Source organism: Psychrobacter okhotskensis (assembly GCF_965638355.1).
GTDB lineage: Bacteria > Pseudomonadota > Gammaproteobacteria > Pseudomonadales > Moraxellaceae > Psychrobacter > Psychrobacter okhotskensis.
In genome coordinates this window covers 147,941-164,158 of sequence record NZ_OZ281822.1, presented here as the reverse complement: position 1 = coordinate 164,158, position 16,218 = coordinate 147,941, and the positions used below count along the sequence as shown (strand labels likewise).

The window sequence follows — 16,218 nt, the reverse complement described above, 5'->3', positions numbered from 1 at the left end:
CCACCTCAAACCACTTACTAAAATGTGCATAGTCATCGTCGTGTCTGGCAAAGTTGACTTATATTCACCCTCATATAAGCGACTGTCTCAGCCAAAAACAATTGAAACTCGTGACTATTATATGGCTACTGAAAGACTGCTCTTAAAGACTTTAACCGTCTATAAAACTGACCAAGCAGTCCATCCTTATTTTTAAAGCCTAGCTTATTTTGTAGAATCTAGCTTCGTTTGTAAAACCTGAATTATTGATAGCGTTATTGATAAAACCTACCGATAAATAAAGCTTAAATATTGAGTCTTTAGACAGCAACGACAGCGAAGCCATTACCCCAAAAAATCATAATACCCCAAAATAAGAATACTAAAATGGCAATGATCATAAGTGCCTGCAACACCAGACGTAGACCTGCTGCGCTTGAGCCTAATTTGCCCGTGGTAATATAATCCGTAAAGACGGTCCACATTCCCACCCAAGCATGACCTGCTAGCGCAAGGATAGCCACCAAGCTAAATAAGCGCATCGGCAAGCTCATCATAAACTGTGACCATTCAACAAAGGTCACATCGCCATGCGTTAAGAAAAAGCCTAGAAGTACCACACTATAAACGGCTAAGACGACAGCACTAATGCGCTGAACAATCCAATCACGTGAGCCTGATCCGGTGAGACCAGTCGCGCTTTTGACTCCTGAATTATTTTTTATCATTAGAACATCACCCATACAAATGACGCGACAATTAGAATCGCTGCAATCACAAAACTGACCATAGAGGCAGTGCGGCCAGATTTTAGTTCTTCGTTCATGCCCATATCAGCGAATAAGTGCTTGATACCCATCACAAAGTGATAAGCAATCGCGGCCACGAATATCCATGCCAAAAAGCGCACGAGTACGTTGTCAAACACGGTCTCAAAACTCTCAGGCGAGGCCAATGAGTTCTGTAGTAACCACAGCATGACAGGAATCAGTAAAAATAAGATAATACCAGTGATACGATGCAAGATTGAGGCAATTGCGATCGGTGAGCGATTAACGCTAATCACTTGGCTTAAAGGCAGATCAATAGGTCGGTTGCTTTTCACAGCGGGCATCCTTTTTGCGGTTATACTCCTGTATCTGCTAGCAACGCTTGACATTAATGGCGTCAATTAGGCATTGAGCAACACACGAGACGAATAAAGTAAGGAAGAGCTAGCTGACTTCGTTTAGTTTGTGCTAAATATGAAGAAAGGATCGTATGATAAAAGGTTTTGATAAACGGTTTAGCAGGACTTATCAAACTGATAAGCTCTTGACGACAGCCCATCCACTAGCCAACAAGTAAAGATAAACATTCATTAGATCGATTAACTATTCTATTTTTACTGATACTTTTGATACAGAAAAATACGACTGTCGTTTCTATATCACTATGAACCATAAGTGCATTCATTAAAACAGGCTAATTATTTACTAATTACTTAAGAATAGGACAGTTAACAAGATCCATGAGACCATCACCTAGGGTTTTGGTCTAAACAGTCACCATTTGGTCATCGCCAAATACAGATAGAATCAGCTTTAAGCGATACTATATCACGACCACTTATCAATTCGCACAGAGCGAGTGCCAGTTAAGTAACGCTAATTATAAAATGACTGGGCGACAATTACAAATTTATCCCTAAAGTAATGAAATTAGAAGGCTTATTTAACAAACAAGCGGATTTGTGCAATACTAAATCCCCCCTGACGACTCAGCTGGATGAATTTGCTACCCCATTCCGTTCGCCTACTACTCATACGCAGTCTGTTTTTGGCATAAATAGCCAGAATGCCAACGGCTCTATTTTGGCAAATCGATACAGATCTTATGCAAATAATGAGATTTGGCTTAGCACGATAAAAGGGTGTGTTTTAAGTAAAATAACCAAGCAGACATATTTTGATACAAAAATTACAGTAGATAAATACTATGAAACCACACCAGTTGGTGCCATTGCTGCTAAAAGTTTTTTCAAATCAGAGAGAATTGCTGCTAATATAGCCTGCATATTAAATGGGTTAAAACATTTTGACCGTTTGACTACTAATGGCGCGCGGCTGTGCGTCGGTATATTTTTATTCTAACAAGTTACAACCAATGGAGAGGAATTTATGGCTGACACTACCGCCAAACTAACCGTAGATGGTAAAGAATACGAACTTCCAATTATTAAAGGTACTTTAGGGCGTCCAGTTATCGACGTTGCAGCTTTGCAAGAGTCAGGCTTTTGGTCTTATGACCCTGGTTTTAAAGTAACCGCCCCTGTTGAATCAAAAATCACCTTTATTGACGGTGGCAAAGGCGAATTATTACATCGCGGCTACCCTATCGACCAGTTAGCAAACAACGCAGAATACTTAGAAGTGGCCTATGCCCTCGTTCATGGCGAGTTACCTAACGCCGAGCAAAAAGCCGACTTCTTTGAAAAAATTCGTAAGCATGCAGGCGTTCATGATCAATTACGCAAATTCTTTGAAGGCTTCCGCCGTGACGCGCATCCAATGGCCATTATGGTTGGTGTCGTTGGTGCCTTATCAGCGTTCTATCATGAAAACCTAGATGTCAGCAATGAAGATCATCGCGAAATCACCGCTATCCGTCTGATTGCTAAAATGCCAACGCTTGCTGCGATGAGTTATAAATACTCACAAGGCGAACCGTTCATGTATCCACGCAATGACTTTAGCTATGCAGAAAACTTCTTATACATGATGTTTGCCACCCCTGCTGACGTTGACTATAAAGTAAACCCAGTCATCGCTAAAGCTATGGACAAAATCTTTACTTTACACGCTGACCATGAGCAAAATGCATCGACGTCTACCGTTCGTTTGGCAGGCTCTACTGGCGCCAATCCTTACGCTTGTATCGCGGCTGGTATCGCGGCTCTTTGGGGCCCATCGCATGGCGGTGCGAACGAAGCCGTTCTTGAGATGCTAGATGAAATCGGTAGCGTAGAAAACGTGCCTGAATTTATGGAAAAAGTGAAGAGCCGTGAAGTGAAGCTGATGGGCTTTGGTCATCGCGTCTACAAAAACTTTGACCCACGCGCACAAGTCATGAAAGAGACTTGTGATGAAGTATTAGCCGCGCTTGGTATCAACGATCCTAAGCTTGAGCTTGCTATGGCACTTGAGAAAATCGCTTTAGAAGACCCGTTCTTCATCGAGCGTAACTTGTATCCAAACGTTGATTTTTACTCTGGCATCATTCTAAAAGCCATTGGTATCCCAACGTCAATGTTTACGGTTATCTTCTCTCTAGCCCGTACCTCTGGTTGGATCAGCCATTGGTTAGAGATGCACAGTGCACCGTTCAAAATCGGTCGCCCGCGTCAGTTATATACTGGTGAGACAAAACGCGATTTTGTTAAAGTTGAAGATCGCAAATAGTAAGCCCTTATCAGCAACATAAAAAATCCCGCTCTCGTAGCGGGATTTTTTATGGTCTAAATTTAATAACGTGATGACAAATCACACTTTACTGAAACTCTTTTAACGTCTGCTCATATTTAGCAATTTGCTCATCGTAGTCTTTGATGGTTTCATTGAACTTAGTCATCAGTGTTTCAAACTCTTGCTGCTGATTGATTTTCATCTGCTGCATATCTAACACTTGCTGAGCTTCTATCTGCTCCCAGACTTGATGTTGAATTATCAAACGCGCCAGCGCTGGGCTTTTTGCACTGACTCTGCCAGCGATTTCTGCATGCTCGAACAGTTGCGGGGTCAAGGTTGCTATATTAATTAAGGTATTGATATCTTCAGCACTAAGTGGTGTCGTTACCGGTTGATATAGTGCTTCCATCGCTTGCTGATAGCTTTCTATTATCTGTGCTTCCGACAACATCACCGGCTTACGTGGCTCAAGACTGATACGCTTAAGCACGGTCAAATCGCGCTCACCAACCTCAGTACTGGTGTTAATGTCAGCATCTGTAACATCGCCTTCGGTAGCGGCTGGTACTGATGCTTGCTCAGACACATTACTGTCGCTTGCCTCTGTAGCTGGCAAGCCGCTATCATCGGGTGTATTACTAGCAGTCACTTGATTGCCAAGATTGCCATCATCATTAGCCGTAGTGTCAGGCGCTCCTTCAAGCAATAAAGCATCGCCACCTGACGCATCAGCAGCTTGTAATGACTCATACTCTGCTTGCAAGCGCTGCTGCAACCCTTGCGCTTGAGCGACGTACAAGGGCTGGAACTGCTCTATGCGGGCAGCAGCTGAATCACTTTGCGGCATAGGCTCGCTGTCTTCTACGCTTGTTTTTTCAGTGGTTTGGTCATAATCTATCACAGGCTCTTCTGCTGGCTTTTGCTGACAGCCCGTCAAGAATAGCAGCCCTGTCATTGTCGCCGCCAGCAACATTGACGATGGGCGCAGACAAAGGCGACCTTGGTTGATACTATCGTTGTGCGAATCGATATCAGACTCAGCTGACAAAAATTTAAACATCAGAGTACATATCCTTTGTTAAAAGCTAACGTTAGAAGCTAACCTATTAAAAGCTCAGATTGTCGCGACATTTCATGGCTTCAGTGCATTGTTTCAGTGTATGGCTTCAGTATAGTGCTAATGCGTTCGGTTTTTGCGCAGCCATACTGGTGTTTGTAGTATTTAGCCTGCTTTATCATCATCGCTATTTATAATATTGGGTATTCAGAAAAATAGCTATTTATCACAATATAGAGCTTAACCGCTGAATGAGCTATCTATTTTTTAGTATTGTCCACAGAGTGTCTGGTCAAAAATGGAATACAGGCTTCTAAATCGTGACAGTCTTTCCCAAGCTGCTGACGTACGAAATAATCCTGTACCATGCGTGCCTGCTGCTCAATACCATACTTAAAAAATGATTTGCCTGTTTCTAACACGTAGTCATATTTTCGGTTGATAATCGCTCCGCGTACAACCTTTAAGCCTTTCTGTAGCTGCCATACGTGCGTTAGCTCATGTATAAGCCAGCTTTGTTTGCTCAGTGGAGCTTTGCTAAAATCCGTAATCCAATCGACTGAATTAAAGTAAATATTGCCATTGGGGCTAACGGCATAATGTTGTAATACCCACCATGCTGTCTTTAACTGCACTTCATCAAGTTTGATGCTGTCACCAAATACTGAATGCGCCAATGCTATCTCGCCAGCTGTCAGATAACGTGACTGCTGCTTGCCCGTATCACTACGCAAGTAACGATTGAATAAGCGTTTAAGAGTCGGTTCAGACATCGTTAATGCAATACCTTATATTTGATAAGCCATTTTTAGTGTTTAATAGTTAACAGTCGCAATTGGCCAACTTTTCCCATCGATACGGTAGAACTGTTAATAGTAGAGCCGTTAATATAGATGAATGATGAAAACTAAAGTGCTCGGGACACAAGCTATACGCTTAGTTAGCTTTCATTAACATATTTTTGCGTTAATCTAGCGCGTATGACTTATAACAAGTACCCTCCTTATAAACTAGCCTACTTCTACTGCTAATGTCTAATACTCATTGCTATTATAAAATTGCTGCGAAAATCATGCCAAACGTATACGAGTGTTAAAATCCAATGAGAATGGTGAAGTTAGCCTAGTATGCTGTTATTTGGATTTAACTATAGAGACCTTGCCGTTACTACTTTTGCAACTAATAGATAGCTTTTTCATTTTTCGATAGAGAGTCTTATGTCACCTAACTTCCATGCCGATACCCCACTTGCTCAGCGTATGCGCCCCACTTCTCTTACCGATATCATTGGTCAAGAGCATTTGCTGGCAGCTGGTGCACCGTTACGACGCTTAGTAGAGCAAGGGCATCTGCCATCTATTATCCTGCACGGTGAAGCAGGTATTGGCAAAACAACCATTGCGATGTTGTTAGCCGATGCCGTGAATAGACCTTTTCACGCGCTCTCCGCGTTAAATACTGGAGTCAAACAGTTACGCGAAGTCCTAGATAATAAAGATTCGTTGGCATTTGAATCACCTGTGGTTTTTATTGATGAGATTCATCGCTTTAATAAAGCACAGCAAGATGCACTTTTGGGTGCGGTAGAGTCTGGTGATATTACTTTGATTGGTGCCACTACGGAGAACCCATCATTTAGTGTCAACAACGCTCTACTATCACGTTGCCAAGTTTATCGTTTAGAGCCGTTAACGCCTGAGCAGATAAGTACCGTGCTGCAACGAGCCCTCTCAGAAGACAATATACTCAAAAGGTTGACCGTCGATTTACAAGCAAAAGATACCATTAGTCAATTGGCCCACGGTGATGCTCGAAAAGCGCTAAACTTATTAGAGCTAGCAATTCAAACGGCTGACGCTAAGCAGTCGCCAATGATTATTGATGACGAACTGGTTAGCCGAGTGGCGCAAACCGCCTTAGTACGGTATGACAAGGATGGTGAGCAGCATTACGATATTATATCGGCAATGATAAAATCCGTACGCGGCTCCGATCCTGATGCGGCACTTTATTGGATGGCGCGCATGCTCGTTGGCGGCGAGCCTGCCGATTTTATTGCGCGGCGCTTAGTGATTTTGGCCAGTGAAGATATCGGCAATGCCAATCCGAACGCCTTACTCCTCGCCGATGCAGCATTACGTAGTGTACAGTCGATTGGTATGCCAGAAGCACGTATTATCTTAGGACAAGTGGTGGTTTATCTGGCGACCAGTGCCAAAAGCAATAGCACGTATAAAGCCATCAATGCTGCAATGGCGTTGGCAGAAAAGGATGCATCTCCTGTGCCGCTACATCTACGTAATGGCGTGACCAAGCTGATGCGTAATCAAGGCTATGGTCAAGATTACATCTACCCGCACGATTATCCCAACCACTATTATCCGCAGTCATATTTGCCAGACAATTTAATCGGGACAAGCTTTTATGAGTTTGCGGACAATCAGCGTGAACAACACAGCAAGCAGTTTATGGATTGGCTAAAAAGCCAAGCGGCGAGTAATGACCAATAAAGATTATCTGCCTGCATCATTGATATTACTTATCACTATTTTTAAGCTATTAATGGACAGATTGTCAAGATGATGCAGCATGCTGGGGTGAAAAGCGTTAAAATGACCTCATAACGATATACACCAGCCAATTGAGTAGGTCATTTTTATAGCATATTGCGCCAACTAAGGCAGGTTTTACCTTAGCACAGCAGCGCGTGGTGCTATCTACTGCTACAATAGCCGGATAAACATTTATATCCCACATCACACTGATTTATACATAATAAAATATTGAGACTTCCTATGAGTTTAGATACGATTCCTGAGATTATCGAAGACATTCGTGCCGGAAAAATGGTTATTTTGATGGACGATGAAGACCGCGAAAACGAAGGCGATATCATTATGGCGGCGACCCATGTGCGCCCTGAAGATATTAACTTTATGATTACCCATGCACGTGGCTTGGTTTGTTTGACTTTATCACAAGCACGTTGCCAACAGTTGGCACTACCGCTGATGTCAGATCGCAATGAGGCAAAATTTAGCACCAACTTTACCGTGTCAATTGAAGCAGCTGAAGGTGTCACCACGGGTATCTCTGCGGCCGATCGCGCGCGCACTATTCAAGCAGCGGTCTCATCTGCAGCAAAACCTGAAGACATCGTACAACCTGGGCATATCTTCCCGATCATGGCACAAAACGGCGGCGTATTGCACCGTGCCGGACATACCGAAGCAGGGTGCGACTTAGCACGATTGGCAGGTCTTGAGCCCGCAGCAGTGATTGTAGAGATCATCAATGCTGATGGTACAATGGCACGCCGTGATGATCTCGAGATATTTGCAAAAGAGCACGGCATCAAAATGGGCACCATCGCTGATCTTATCAACTACCGCATTGCCAATGAGCAAACGGTAGAAGAGATTGAGTCGCGTCCCTTTGAGACTGAACACGGCACCTTTACCCTACATCGCTTCCGCGAATTTGGGGCGGATGAAACGCATTTAGCCTTGGTAAAAGGTGATGTGAGCGAAGGCGTTAGTACGGTACGTGTACACGGCTTCCACCCTTTGCGTGATTTATTTGCTGCCAAAAATGATACCACAGGCCGTAGTGGCTGGAGCGTACAGTCGGCGTTAGAAGAAATCAGTGCCTCAGATCGCGGCGTGTTGGTTTGGATTGGCAGTCATCAACCGATTGATTTGGGCGACGCCTTGGATAAAGCCGCTGATAATGAGTCGCTATCTACCATTACCCGACAGCCTTATCGTAGTATCGGGGTTGGCGCACAGATTTTGCGCCATTTAGGCGTGCGTGATATGCGCCTATTGTCCTCACCAATGAAGTTTTATGCCCTTTCAGGCTTTGATCTGAACGTGGTTGATTTTGTGCATGCGCCAAAGCAAGTTTAGGATTTGATTGGCTGGATGATTCAATATTAGTCATACATAAAAAGGCACGCTACTTTACCGTTAGCGTGCTTTTTTATTTATTAACTGTTAATTTTTAAAATTTAGGCGTGTGTCCGACTGCTGTTTCTAATGCGAGCAGTCGCTTGCGCTCCTCGGTTGTCCAAGGCAACTTAGTTTTGCCATCACTCTCTAAGCGCACCACGACTGCCTCAGCAGTAGCGACCAGCGCTTGCTGCGAAGCGCTATAATAACTATATTCTATAACAATACTGGTTGTGCCCAAGCGTTGACAGCGTACGCCCAATAATAAAGTGTCAGGATATACGACTGGTCGTAAATACTGACAGCTAGACTGAGCGAGGACTGTCACCATACTGCCATCAAACATCCCTAACGTCTGCAAATACGCAATACGCGCTGACTCAGCATAACGATAATAGACGACATTGTTTAAGTGGTTAAACGCATCCATCTCGCCCCAGTGAATCGGCTGATGATGAATAACAGGATAATGTGCCAATTCCTCAGGGCGGCTAGCGCTTGATACATCAACGGCACGATTGGCTGTCTTATTTTTCTTATCCATGTTTTAACCTTATCTTTCAATCTTGATATAGACGACTATTTTAAACAAGATTTGCTCATTGACGTTGTCATTAACGTGGCGGTTTTTCTAGAATTTGCGTGGTCAATAGTGGCGTTGGTTTCGGTGCGTTGGCAATAAGTTGATCGAGCCAATTAATCACTTCTGCAATGTCGCTTGGCGCTTTCATTGTTTCTAAATTCTTGGCCAAATCGTTTGTATTTTTAGTAGCGCTCGTCATACTTTTTGCTGCTGATTGCGCAGGTTGTTTGCTAGCAGTCATAGAAGATGGTGGTACTAAGGTTTTTAATTGCTTACGAGCTTGCGTCAGATAGCTGATAAGCTGATCCTGTTCACGCATATTGCTGGCTTGGCTCGCTAAATTCAATGTCATGATAACTTCATGAATGGTTAATTGGCGGCGGTTCAAGGTAAGATTATTATTGCCTACTGCTCTACTTTGCTGAGTATTTTTTTGAGTGCTCTCATTGCCATTATTATTGTTAGTGCCATTACTATTGCTGTTCGCTGCCCGCTCATGACTGTGCAAAAAATCTTGAATATTCTGAATCGCTAGATTTTGGATTTGCCATGGGCTTGGTTGTGCACTTTGGGCTTGCAGACGTTCGATATCTTTGAGCAAGCTTTGCTTAATGACCACCGTCAACGCCGGGGCAATCTCATTGCTGCTTTGTGATAGTTGCCAGTGCAGACCGCGTAGTAAGTCTATCGCTGCACTATCGTTATTGTCAGCCAGTAATCTATTGGCTGCCTGTATTTGGATACGCAGTAAATCTAGCTGGTTTTGAGCTTGGTTACTGGCCGCTACGCTCGGCTCTGGTAAGGTCTGCTGACTCATGGCGAATATGCGATCATCCATCTCATTTAGACGACTGATCACCTGCTCATTGCTTTGTAAGCGCTCATTGACGCTGTGTTGAAAACGTTGATGGCTAATATATAGGCCTAATAACGCCGCGATAAGTAGCAATATCACCAACCATTGCAGACGCAACAATAAGGTGTTTGCTTGGCGGCGCTGCTGGATAGCAGAAGGATCCCTAGATAATGATTCAGAATTCGTTGACATAAGACAGTACCGTTATTGGTAAGGTTAACCATGTTTAAAGCGAGCGAAAAAATGTATCAAGCACTAAGGCATGTCATCAATTAGCACAGTTATATGTTTATAAAGTTTTAGAGTTAATGGCTGCCAGAATAGTTTCTGGTGCCAAATCTTCCACACGCCAATAGCTCAGCTGCTGTTGTGCGACCATGTTTGCCAAACGTTCGCCCAATACGACATAAGCGAAGTCTGATAATTTAAGCGCCACGTTATCGATCTTGCTTTGATTTGCAATTACTTCTAAATTCTTCTCGTCTAAAACCTTAACTACCGCGGCTTCAACAATACTGGCCCAATGCTCAAAGGCTGTGCCACTACTGATCACGACGATTGGCTTTACTCTATCTACAGTGGCATTAGCTTGCAAAGCATTTTGTGCATAAAAATCTTGCAACCATTGCTCATACTGGCTCTGCGCATCCTCTGGCATGATGCGCTCGTACCAAGCAATACTATCGATATGCACACCGCGCGCCTGTAAGGTATCGACTAGCAGACGACGTCCGCCAAGCCCGCGCCATATCAATAGCTTATCGCCTGCTTGTAGACTTTCTATCTCAGGCATCGCTAGCATACCTTCATTATTGGCAATGCTAGGCTGTCGTACTTGATAACTGGCCACGGGTAGCTGGGCATTATTGAGGACAGCAGCAGTCGCATCACCAACCGCAATCAAATGACTTGGCGTTTCTAACGCCATCAATGCGGACTCTACCAGCTCAGTAGTCTTATTTGGTTTTTGACGCTCAACCTCAAGTGCTTGCCACATGGCTAACCCAGAGGCCGCAGCGGTCGGACTAACAATAACCAATGCTTGATAATCACCTGCCAGCCACTGCCGCATCATTTGTCTGTCTTTATCGGTCGTGGCACGCGCTTGTAATGTCAACATCGGCATCTCAATGACCGACAGTCCTGCCGCTTGTAGACACTGGGTCAGTGGCGCTGCACGCTCTATCGGGCGCGTATTGATGACCACTTGTTGCGGCGCTGATAAATTCTCAGTGGACCGATTGGAATCAGTAGACTGCGATGTTGAGTAAGACATAAACCTACCATGATAATCACAATGACAATGACAAAATGCTGATGAAATTAAAGTTAGCGTAATCAAAGGGCGTATAAGCGATTACCACTATATGCCCAAGCCAGTCGCCGTACTTATTTACTGTTTAAGCACTAGCACTGAGGTATTATTCAGGATGATAAATCGCTGATAAGATAGCACCAGCACCATCAGCGAGCAACAGATCGGCGACATCGATACCGAGCTGATTGGCTTGCGCTTCTTGCTCATCTTGTGTGCCGCTTAATGTTAATCGTTTGTCCGCTTTTAGTAGCTCACTACCATCAGCCTGACCCACACGACCACGTAGCCACAATACATTGCCGTTATCATTGTTGCCATTATTACCATTGTCATCGTTGTTGGCGGCGGTTTCATCAGCCATTTGTAAAACAGCATAAGCCGCAATTGGCACTTGGCAACCACCTTCTAAATGACGGTTTAGCGCGCGCTCAGCGATAAGGCGAATACGGGCTTTGTCGTCATTAAGCGGCGCGAGTAGTTTCAGTACTTCAGCATCACCCTCACGGCATTCAATCGCTAAAGCGCCTTGTCCAACTGCTGGCAAGCAAGCATCGATATCAAGCTCACCGCGGATACGCTCATCCAGCTCAATGCGCTGCAGCCCACTGGTCGCTAGGATAATCGCATCATACTCGCCCGCATCCAGCTTACCCAAACGGGTACCAACGTTGCCGCGCAAGGTTTTGATTTGCAGATCGGGGCGGTAGGCTTTGATTTGACACTGACGACGCAAGCTTGACGTGCCGACTACCGCGCCTTGTGGCAACTCATCAATACTATTATAAGTATTGGAGACAAAGGCATCCGTGGGCGAGGCGCGTTTGCAATAAACACCGAGCGTCAAGCCTTCTGGTAACTGCATGGGTACGTCTTTTAGTGAATGCACGGCGATATCCGCTTGTTTAGCATACAATGCCTGCTCAAGCTCTTTGACAAACAAGCCTTTACCACCGATTTTAGCCAAGGGTGTATCCAAAATTTTGTCACCTTTAGTGACAATTTTTAGCAAATTAATGGTCAAGCTAGGATACATCTCTAACAGGCGATCACGAATATGCTCAGCTTGCCATAACGCCAATGGGCTCTGACGCGTGGCGATATTTAAGGTAGTCAAAGCAGGTTGCTGCGGATTACTCATAAAGGGCCTCAATAAGTTCGGTACGATAATGCGCTGTCAATGCCAAATGGACGCCAAATGGATGCTAAACCCTCACGCAAATCCACCCTATCAAATAGGTGATAAAAACCATATGTCATGACTGCTGACGCAAAAAAATACCCCTATTTAAGCATAAATAAGGGTTTGATGATATGGGCTGATTATTTCGCTATCGCAACGGTCTGTTACATACTTTGGATTTTGTCACGTAACGCTGGTAGGTGACGGCGGCTAACCGCTAGCGTCTCATCAATCCCTTTAAAGCGTATCTGATACTGTCCAGCATCTAGGGTCTCTAAAAAGTCCAAAAAGCTGAGGTTGATGATAGCGTTCCGGTGTACCCGAAAGAGGCGGTCTTCAAACTCTTGCTCAAGCTCTTTTAGGGTCTCGTCAATCAATACAATACCGTCTTTATGACGAACTTTGACGTACTTTTGATCCGCGGTAAAATAATAAATATCTTTGAGCTTAATCAACTCGACACCGCGATGGGTACGCGCCGCGATATGTTCTCGCATGGGACGTGCCGTTGGGTCTTCGAGCTTACGAATCTCATTTAGCTGGGCCGCATTTAGATTTTTAGCCTTATTAAGCGCTTCTAACAATTCATCTTTGTTAGCCGGTTTTAATAAGTAACCAATCGCATTGGCTTTCAACGCCGCAATCGCGTAATGATCGTAAGCGGTGACAAAAATAATCGCTGGTGGATGCTCCAGCTTGGACAGCTCTTGCGCACAGCGTACACCGTCCATTTCAGGCATGCGAATGTCTAGTAAAATGATGTCTGGCTGTTGAGTTTTTACCGCAACAATGGCCTCTGCGCCTGTCTTTGCTTGCGCAACCACTTGATGACCCGACTCCTGCACAATCCTAACCAAACGCTCACGTGCCAATGGCTCATCATCACAAACTACAATCCGCATGGAAACTCCTCTCTTACGGCATACTTAGTAGATTTTTTAATAGTATCAATAACATAATAGCATTTATTCCTAAACTTTTATCGCCATCATCTAAAACCAACGACGATAGTAGTATAATAAATTCTGCAATAAATATGCCACGGTCAGTTACCGATAGGAATAAAACCAGAAAAGTATTATAAACTGACGTCTTGCAGAGGATAGTCAATAACAGTGACAATTTGTTTACTGGTCACCGTACTTTGAATGTCCGCGCTTTCGCCAAAATAAGCCCGTAAGCGCTCAGCTTGAATATAAAAATTCATATGCTGGCGCAAATCGTAATTAATCATCAAGGTTTTTTGGGGCAGCTGCACATGGATTGTGATGGTCACGCGGTGCTGTTGCCACGTTACCTCGATATCCATATAAATAGTCTCTGTCGTCATCTCAACCACATTCAGCAGCATTTTTTCAATCACACTCTGTAGCGTCAACGCGGTGATGACCATATCATACATCACATCCTCATCGGGAAGCTGCCAACTCATGATCAGCTTATCTGCTAAGCGGATAGACTCAATGGCAAGATAATGCTCACAAAGGGCGATTTCTTCTTCAAAGCTAATCTCGCGTGCGCCTTCAAAACTGGCACGAAATAATGCTGACACGTGCTGTAATAAGTCGGCGGCTCGTGATGGGTTAGACTCGATAAGGGACACCAAAGTATTAATGGTATTAAAGAAAAAATGCGGGGCAAGGCGCGCTTTAATCACATCGTTTTGCGCTGTCAATTTATATTCAAACGATTGCTTGAGCGCGTTGACTTCACGATAGCGGCGTAAAAAATACAGCAAGAATACCAAGGTAAAGCCACCACCAATGATGGTATCGAACAGGACCTCTATAATAAAAGTTTGCAGATTGTATTCAATCCAGCCCACATTGAGCATGATCAGCATGACTAATGTCATGGTTATGCCAGAGGCGACCATAAGTAGCATCAGTACATAAATACTGGCTTTAACGATGCTCATGCGTGTAAAGACAGGGCGTAAATAATCAATTAAGTACAATGAAGGGATGATGCTCACTGTGTTTTGCACAAATCGGCTCATAAACTTAATCATAAATTCTGACCAAGTTGCCAAGTCATGACGGTCAATCACCGTCACAAACAGTGACCAAAAAAAGATATACAGCAGCCACTGCCAAGGTCTCATGACATCCATGAGCTTGGGAATAAAAAACTCTAAGCGCGCAGCTAGTAAGGCAACCTCATCATTTGCTATACTTGAGCTCTTATTCTCTTGACTTGTCTTAGACCGATATGAACGCCAATTCTTCAAATCCTAGTAATCCCGATTCAAATAAAAATTCATCTGCCACTGATTTTAGCACAGATGCCCCTATAACAAACGCAGCGCCACAAAACAGCCAAGGCCAACAGATGTGGGGCGGACGCTTTAGTGAAGCGACTGATAGCTTCGTTGCCGCCTTCACCGCTTCGGTTGGTTTTGACCAACGTTTTGCCCGTCATGATATTCAAGGCTCGATTGCGCATGCCACCATGCTTAAAGAGTGCGATATCTTGAGCGCCGAGGACGTTGCGACTATTATTGACGGTCTACAACAAGTACTACGTGAGATTGAAGCCGGTGAGTTTAACTGGTCGATTGCGCTTGAAGACGTGCATATGAACGTTGAATCACGCCTGACAGATATCGTCGGTGCGGTAGGCAAAAAGCTACATACAGGTCGTAGCCGTAACGATCAAGTCGCCACCGATATCCGCCTGTGGCTACGTGAAGAGACCGACAATATCATCGCTCTATTGATACGTTTACAAAGCGGCTTGCTAGATTTGGCTGAGCAGCATACTGATACTATCATGCCAGGCTTTACCCATTTGCAAACCGCGCAGCCCGTCAGCTTTGGTCATCACGTAATGGCTTGGTTTGAGATGTTATACCGCGATACCGAACGCCTCGTTGACGCGCGTCGCCGTATCAATCAAATGCCGCTCGGTAGCGCCGCCCTTGCGGGTACGACCTTCCCCATTGACCGTACGATTACGGCCAAACTGCTAGGTTTTGAAGGTATTTGTCAAAACTCACTCGATGCGGTTTCGGACCGAGATTTTGCCATTGAGTTTACCTCAGCAGCTTCTATTCTAATGATGCACATGTCACGCATGAGCGAAGAGATTATTCTTTGGATGTCCGCGCAATTTAACTTTGTGCAAATTCCAGATCGCTTTTGTACCGGCTCCTCTATCATGCCGCAAAAGAAAAACCCTGATGTACCTGAGTTGGTTCGCGGTAAAGCCGCCCGTGTCTTCGGGCAGTTAATGACGCTATTAAGTCTAATGAAAAGCCAGCCGCTTGCCTATAATAAAGACAACCAAGAAGACAAAGAGCCACTCTTTGATTGCGTCGATACCTTAACGGGTTCGCTATTAGCGTTCGCTGATATGCTACCAAATATCACGCCAAATAAAGAAAACATGCGCGCTGCTACGATGAAAGGCTATGCGACAGCGACTGATTTGGCTGATTATTTGGTGCGTAACGGTGTCGCTTTCCGTGATGCTCACGAAGTGGTTGGTCATGCCGTCGCTTTAGGGATCAAAGAAGGGGTCGATTTGAGCGATTTATCTTTGGCACAGCTACAGCAATTTAGCGATGCCATCGGTGACGATGTCTTTGAGTATCTAACGCTAGAAGGCTCATTGGCCGCTCGCGATCATTTAGGTGGTACCGCACCCAATCAGGTCAAGCAAGCCGTCGTTAATGGTCGCGCGCGTTTAAAAGTGTTTGCATAAAACATTTGATAAAAATATAAGCCTACTAGTAAAAACACCCGCTCTCTAGGCGGGTTTTTTATTAGCGTTAAAAAAATGAATGGTTACCTTCTATACACCTGATAGGCTTGGTTAAATCTACCAAGACCGTTATCATAGGGGGAT

Annotated in this window: 15 protein-coding genes; 5 read left to right on the top strand and 10 right to left on the bottom strand. The window is 44.4% G+C overall.

The genetic code is table 11. The features are described 5' to 3' along the window. Positions 1-299: 299 nt before the first annotated feature. Entirely contained in the window at positions 300-704 is a 405-nt protein-coding gene (gene sdhD, locus ACSUPM_RS00695; RefSeq protein WP_025652541.1) for a succinate dehydrogenase, hydrophobic membrane anchor protein, read from the bottom strand. Between the two features lie 2 nt (positions 705-706). Further along, on the bottom strand, positions 707-1,093 hold the full coding sequence (gene sdhC / locus ACSUPM_RS00690) for a succinate dehydrogenase, cytochrome b556 subunit (RefSeq protein WP_084212321.1): 387 nt from the start codon (positions 1,091-1,093) through the stop codon (positions 707-709). 580 nt (positions 1,094-1,673) lie between these two features. Between sdhC and ACSUPM_RS00685 the strand changes: the two genes are divergently transcribed. Together ACSUPM_RS00685 and gltA are read left to right on the top strand one after the other, a co-directional pair. Continuing rightward, a complete protein-coding gene (locus tag ACSUPM_RS00685) occupies positions 1,674-2,111 on the top strand; it encodes a hypothetical protein (RefSeq protein ID WP_025652543.1) in 438 nt (145 codons plus the stop codon). Positions 2,112-2,138: 27 nt separating this feature from the next. Beyond that, a complete protein-coding gene (gltA, locus tag ACSUPM_RS00680) occupies positions 2,139-3,419 on the top strand; it encodes a citrate synthase (protein WP_201566251.1) in 1,281 nt (426 codons plus the stop codon). A gap of 88 nt (positions 3,420-3,507) precedes the next feature. Here the strand turns inward: gltA and ACSUPM_RS00675 are convergent, their stop codons facing one another. Further along, positions 3,508-4,485: a hypothetical protein gene (locus tag ACSUPM_RS00675; RefSeq protein WP_101211195.1), complete on the bottom strand. Its 978-nt coding sequence runs from the start codon at positions 4,483-4,485 to the stop codon at positions 3,508-3,510. 257 nt (positions 4,486-4,742) lie between these two features. Further along, complete coding sequence (locus tag ACSUPM_RS00670) at positions 4,743-5,255, bottom strand: type IV secretion protein Rhs (RefSeq protein ID WP_201577425.1); 513 nt, start codon at positions 5,253-5,255, stop codon at positions 4,743-4,745. A gap of 444 nt (positions 5,256-5,699) precedes the next feature. Here ACSUPM_RS00670 and ACSUPM_RS00665 point away from each other — a divergent pair, with 444 nt between their 5' ends. Together ACSUPM_RS00665 and ribBA are read left to right on the top strand one after the other, a co-directional pair. After that, positions 5,700-6,992: a replication-associated recombination protein A gene (locus ACSUPM_RS00665; protein WP_201577422.1), complete on the top strand. Its 1,293-nt coding sequence runs from the start codon at positions 5,700-5,702 to the stop codon at positions 6,990-6,992. 285 nt (positions 6,993-7,277) lie between these two features. Further along, positions 7,278-8,390, top strand: a complete 1,113-nt coding sequence (ribBA, locus tag ACSUPM_RS00660) for a bifunctional 3,4-dihydroxy-2-butanone-4-phosphate synthase/GTP cyclohydrolase II (RefSeq protein ID WP_201577419.1) — start codon at positions 7,278-7,280, stop codon at positions 8,388-8,390. Positions 8,391-8,484: 94 nt separating this feature from the next. Here the strand turns inward: ribBA and ACSUPM_RS00655 are convergent, their stop codons facing one another. The 6 genes from ACSUPM_RS00655 to ACSUPM_RS00630 form a co-directional block, all read right to left on the bottom strand. After that, positions 8,485-8,976, bottom strand: coding sequence for an acyl-CoA thioesterase (locus ACSUPM_RS00655; RefSeq protein ID WP_025652549.1), 492 nt, complete (start codon positions 8,974-8,976; stop codon positions 8,485-8,487). A 70-nt stretch (positions 8,977-9,046) separates the two neighbouring features. Further along, a complete protein-coding gene (locus ACSUPM_RS00650) occupies positions 9,047-10,063 on the bottom strand; it encodes a hypothetical protein (protein ID WP_101211192.1) in 1,017 nt (338 codons plus the stop codon). Between the two features lie 97 nt (positions 10,064-10,160). Continuing rightward, complete coding sequence (locus ACSUPM_RS00645; protein WP_201577417.1) at positions 10,161-11,147, bottom strand: uroporphyrinogen-III synthase; 987 nt, start codon at positions 11,145-11,147, stop codon at positions 10,161-10,163. A gap of 145 nt (positions 11,148-11,292) precedes the next feature. Next, positions 11,293-12,327 carry a hydroxymethylbilane synthase gene (hemC, locus tag ACSUPM_RS00640; protein ID WP_101211190.1) on the bottom strand — a complete coding sequence of 345 codons (1,035 nt, stop codon included), beginning with the start codon at positions 12,325-12,327 and terminating at the stop codon, positions 11,293-11,295. Positions 12,328-12,533: 206 nt separating this feature from the next. Continuing rightward, complete coding sequence (locus ACSUPM_RS00635; RefSeq protein ID WP_436880071.1) at positions 12,534-13,271, bottom strand: LytR/AlgR family response regulator transcription factor; 738 nt, start codon at positions 13,269-13,271, stop codon at positions 12,534-12,536. A 176-nt stretch (positions 13,272-13,447) separates the two neighbouring features. Continuing rightward, positions 13,448-14,473, bottom strand: a complete 1,026-nt coding sequence (locus ACSUPM_RS00630) for a histidine kinase (RefSeq protein WP_227674944.1) — start codon at positions 14,471-14,473, stop codon at positions 13,448-13,450. A gap of 227 nt (positions 14,474-14,700) precedes the next feature. Here ACSUPM_RS00630 and argH point away from each other — a divergent pair, with 227 nt between their 5' ends. After that, positions 14,701-16,074, top strand: coding sequence for an argininosuccinate lyase (argH, locus tag ACSUPM_RS00625; RefSeq protein ID WP_025652556.1), 1,374 nt, complete (start codon positions 14,701-14,703; stop codon positions 16,072-16,074). Positions 16,075-16,218 lie beyond the last annotated feature (144 nt).

What these genes read in the sequence shown, in the direction of transcription:
- sdhC (WP_084212321.1), bottom strand. Translation starts at nt 1,093, where the DNA reads ATGCCCGCTGTGAAAAGCAACCGACCTATTGATCTGCCTTTAAGCCAA.
- ACSUPM_RS00685 (WP_025652543.1), top strand. Translation starts at nt 1,674, where the DNA reads ATGAAATTAGAAGGCTTATTTAACAAACAAGCGGATTTGTGCAATACT.
- gltA (WP_201566251.1), top strand. Translation starts at nt 2,139, where the DNA reads ATGGCTGACACTACCGCCAAACTAACCGTAGATGGTAAAGAATACGAA.
- ACSUPM_RS00675 (WP_101211195.1), bottom strand. Translation starts at nt 4,485, where the DNA reads ATGTTTAAATTTTTGTCAGCTGAGTCTGATATCGATTCGCACAACGAT.
- ACSUPM_RS00670 (WP_201577425.1), bottom strand. Translation starts at nt 5,255, where the DNA reads ATGTCTGAACCGACTCTTAAACGCTTATTCAATCGTTACTTGCGTAGT.
- ACSUPM_RS00665 (WP_201577422.1), top strand. Translation starts at nt 5,700, where the DNA reads ATGTCACCTAACTTCCATGCCGATACCCCACTTGCTCAGCGTATGCGC.
- ribBA (WP_201577419.1), top strand. Translation starts at nt 7,278, where the DNA reads ATGAGTTTAGATACGATTCCTGAGATTATCGAAGACATTCGTGCCGGA.
- ACSUPM_RS00655 (WP_025652549.1), bottom strand. Translation starts at nt 8,976, where the DNA reads ATGGATAAGAAAAATAAGACAGCCAATCGTGCCGTTGATGTATCAAGC.
- ACSUPM_RS00650 (WP_101211192.1), bottom strand. Translation starts at nt 10,063, where the DNA reads ATGTCAACGAATTCTGAATCATTATCTAGGGATCCTTCTGCTATCCAG.
- ACSUPM_RS00645 (WP_201577417.1), bottom strand. Translation starts at nt 11,147, where the DNA reads ATGTCTTACTCAACATCGCAGTCTACTGATTCCAATCGGTCCACTGAG.
- hemC (WP_101211190.1), bottom strand. Translation starts at nt 12,327, where the DNA reads ATGAGTAATCCGCAGCAACCTGCTTTGACTACCTTAAATATCGCCACG.
- ACSUPM_RS00635 (WP_436880071.1), bottom strand. Translation starts at nt 13,271, where the DNA reads ATGCGGATTGTAGTTTGTGATGATGAGCCATTGGCACGTGAGCGTTTG.
- ACSUPM_RS00630 (WP_227674944.1), bottom strand. Translation starts at nt 14,473, where the DNA reads ATGAGACCTTGGCAGTGGCTGCTGTATATCTTTTTTTGGTCACTGTTT.
- argH (WP_025652556.1), top strand. Translation starts at nt 14,701, where the DNA reads ATGTGGGGCGGACGCTTTAGTGAAGCGACTGATAGCTTCGTTGCCGCC.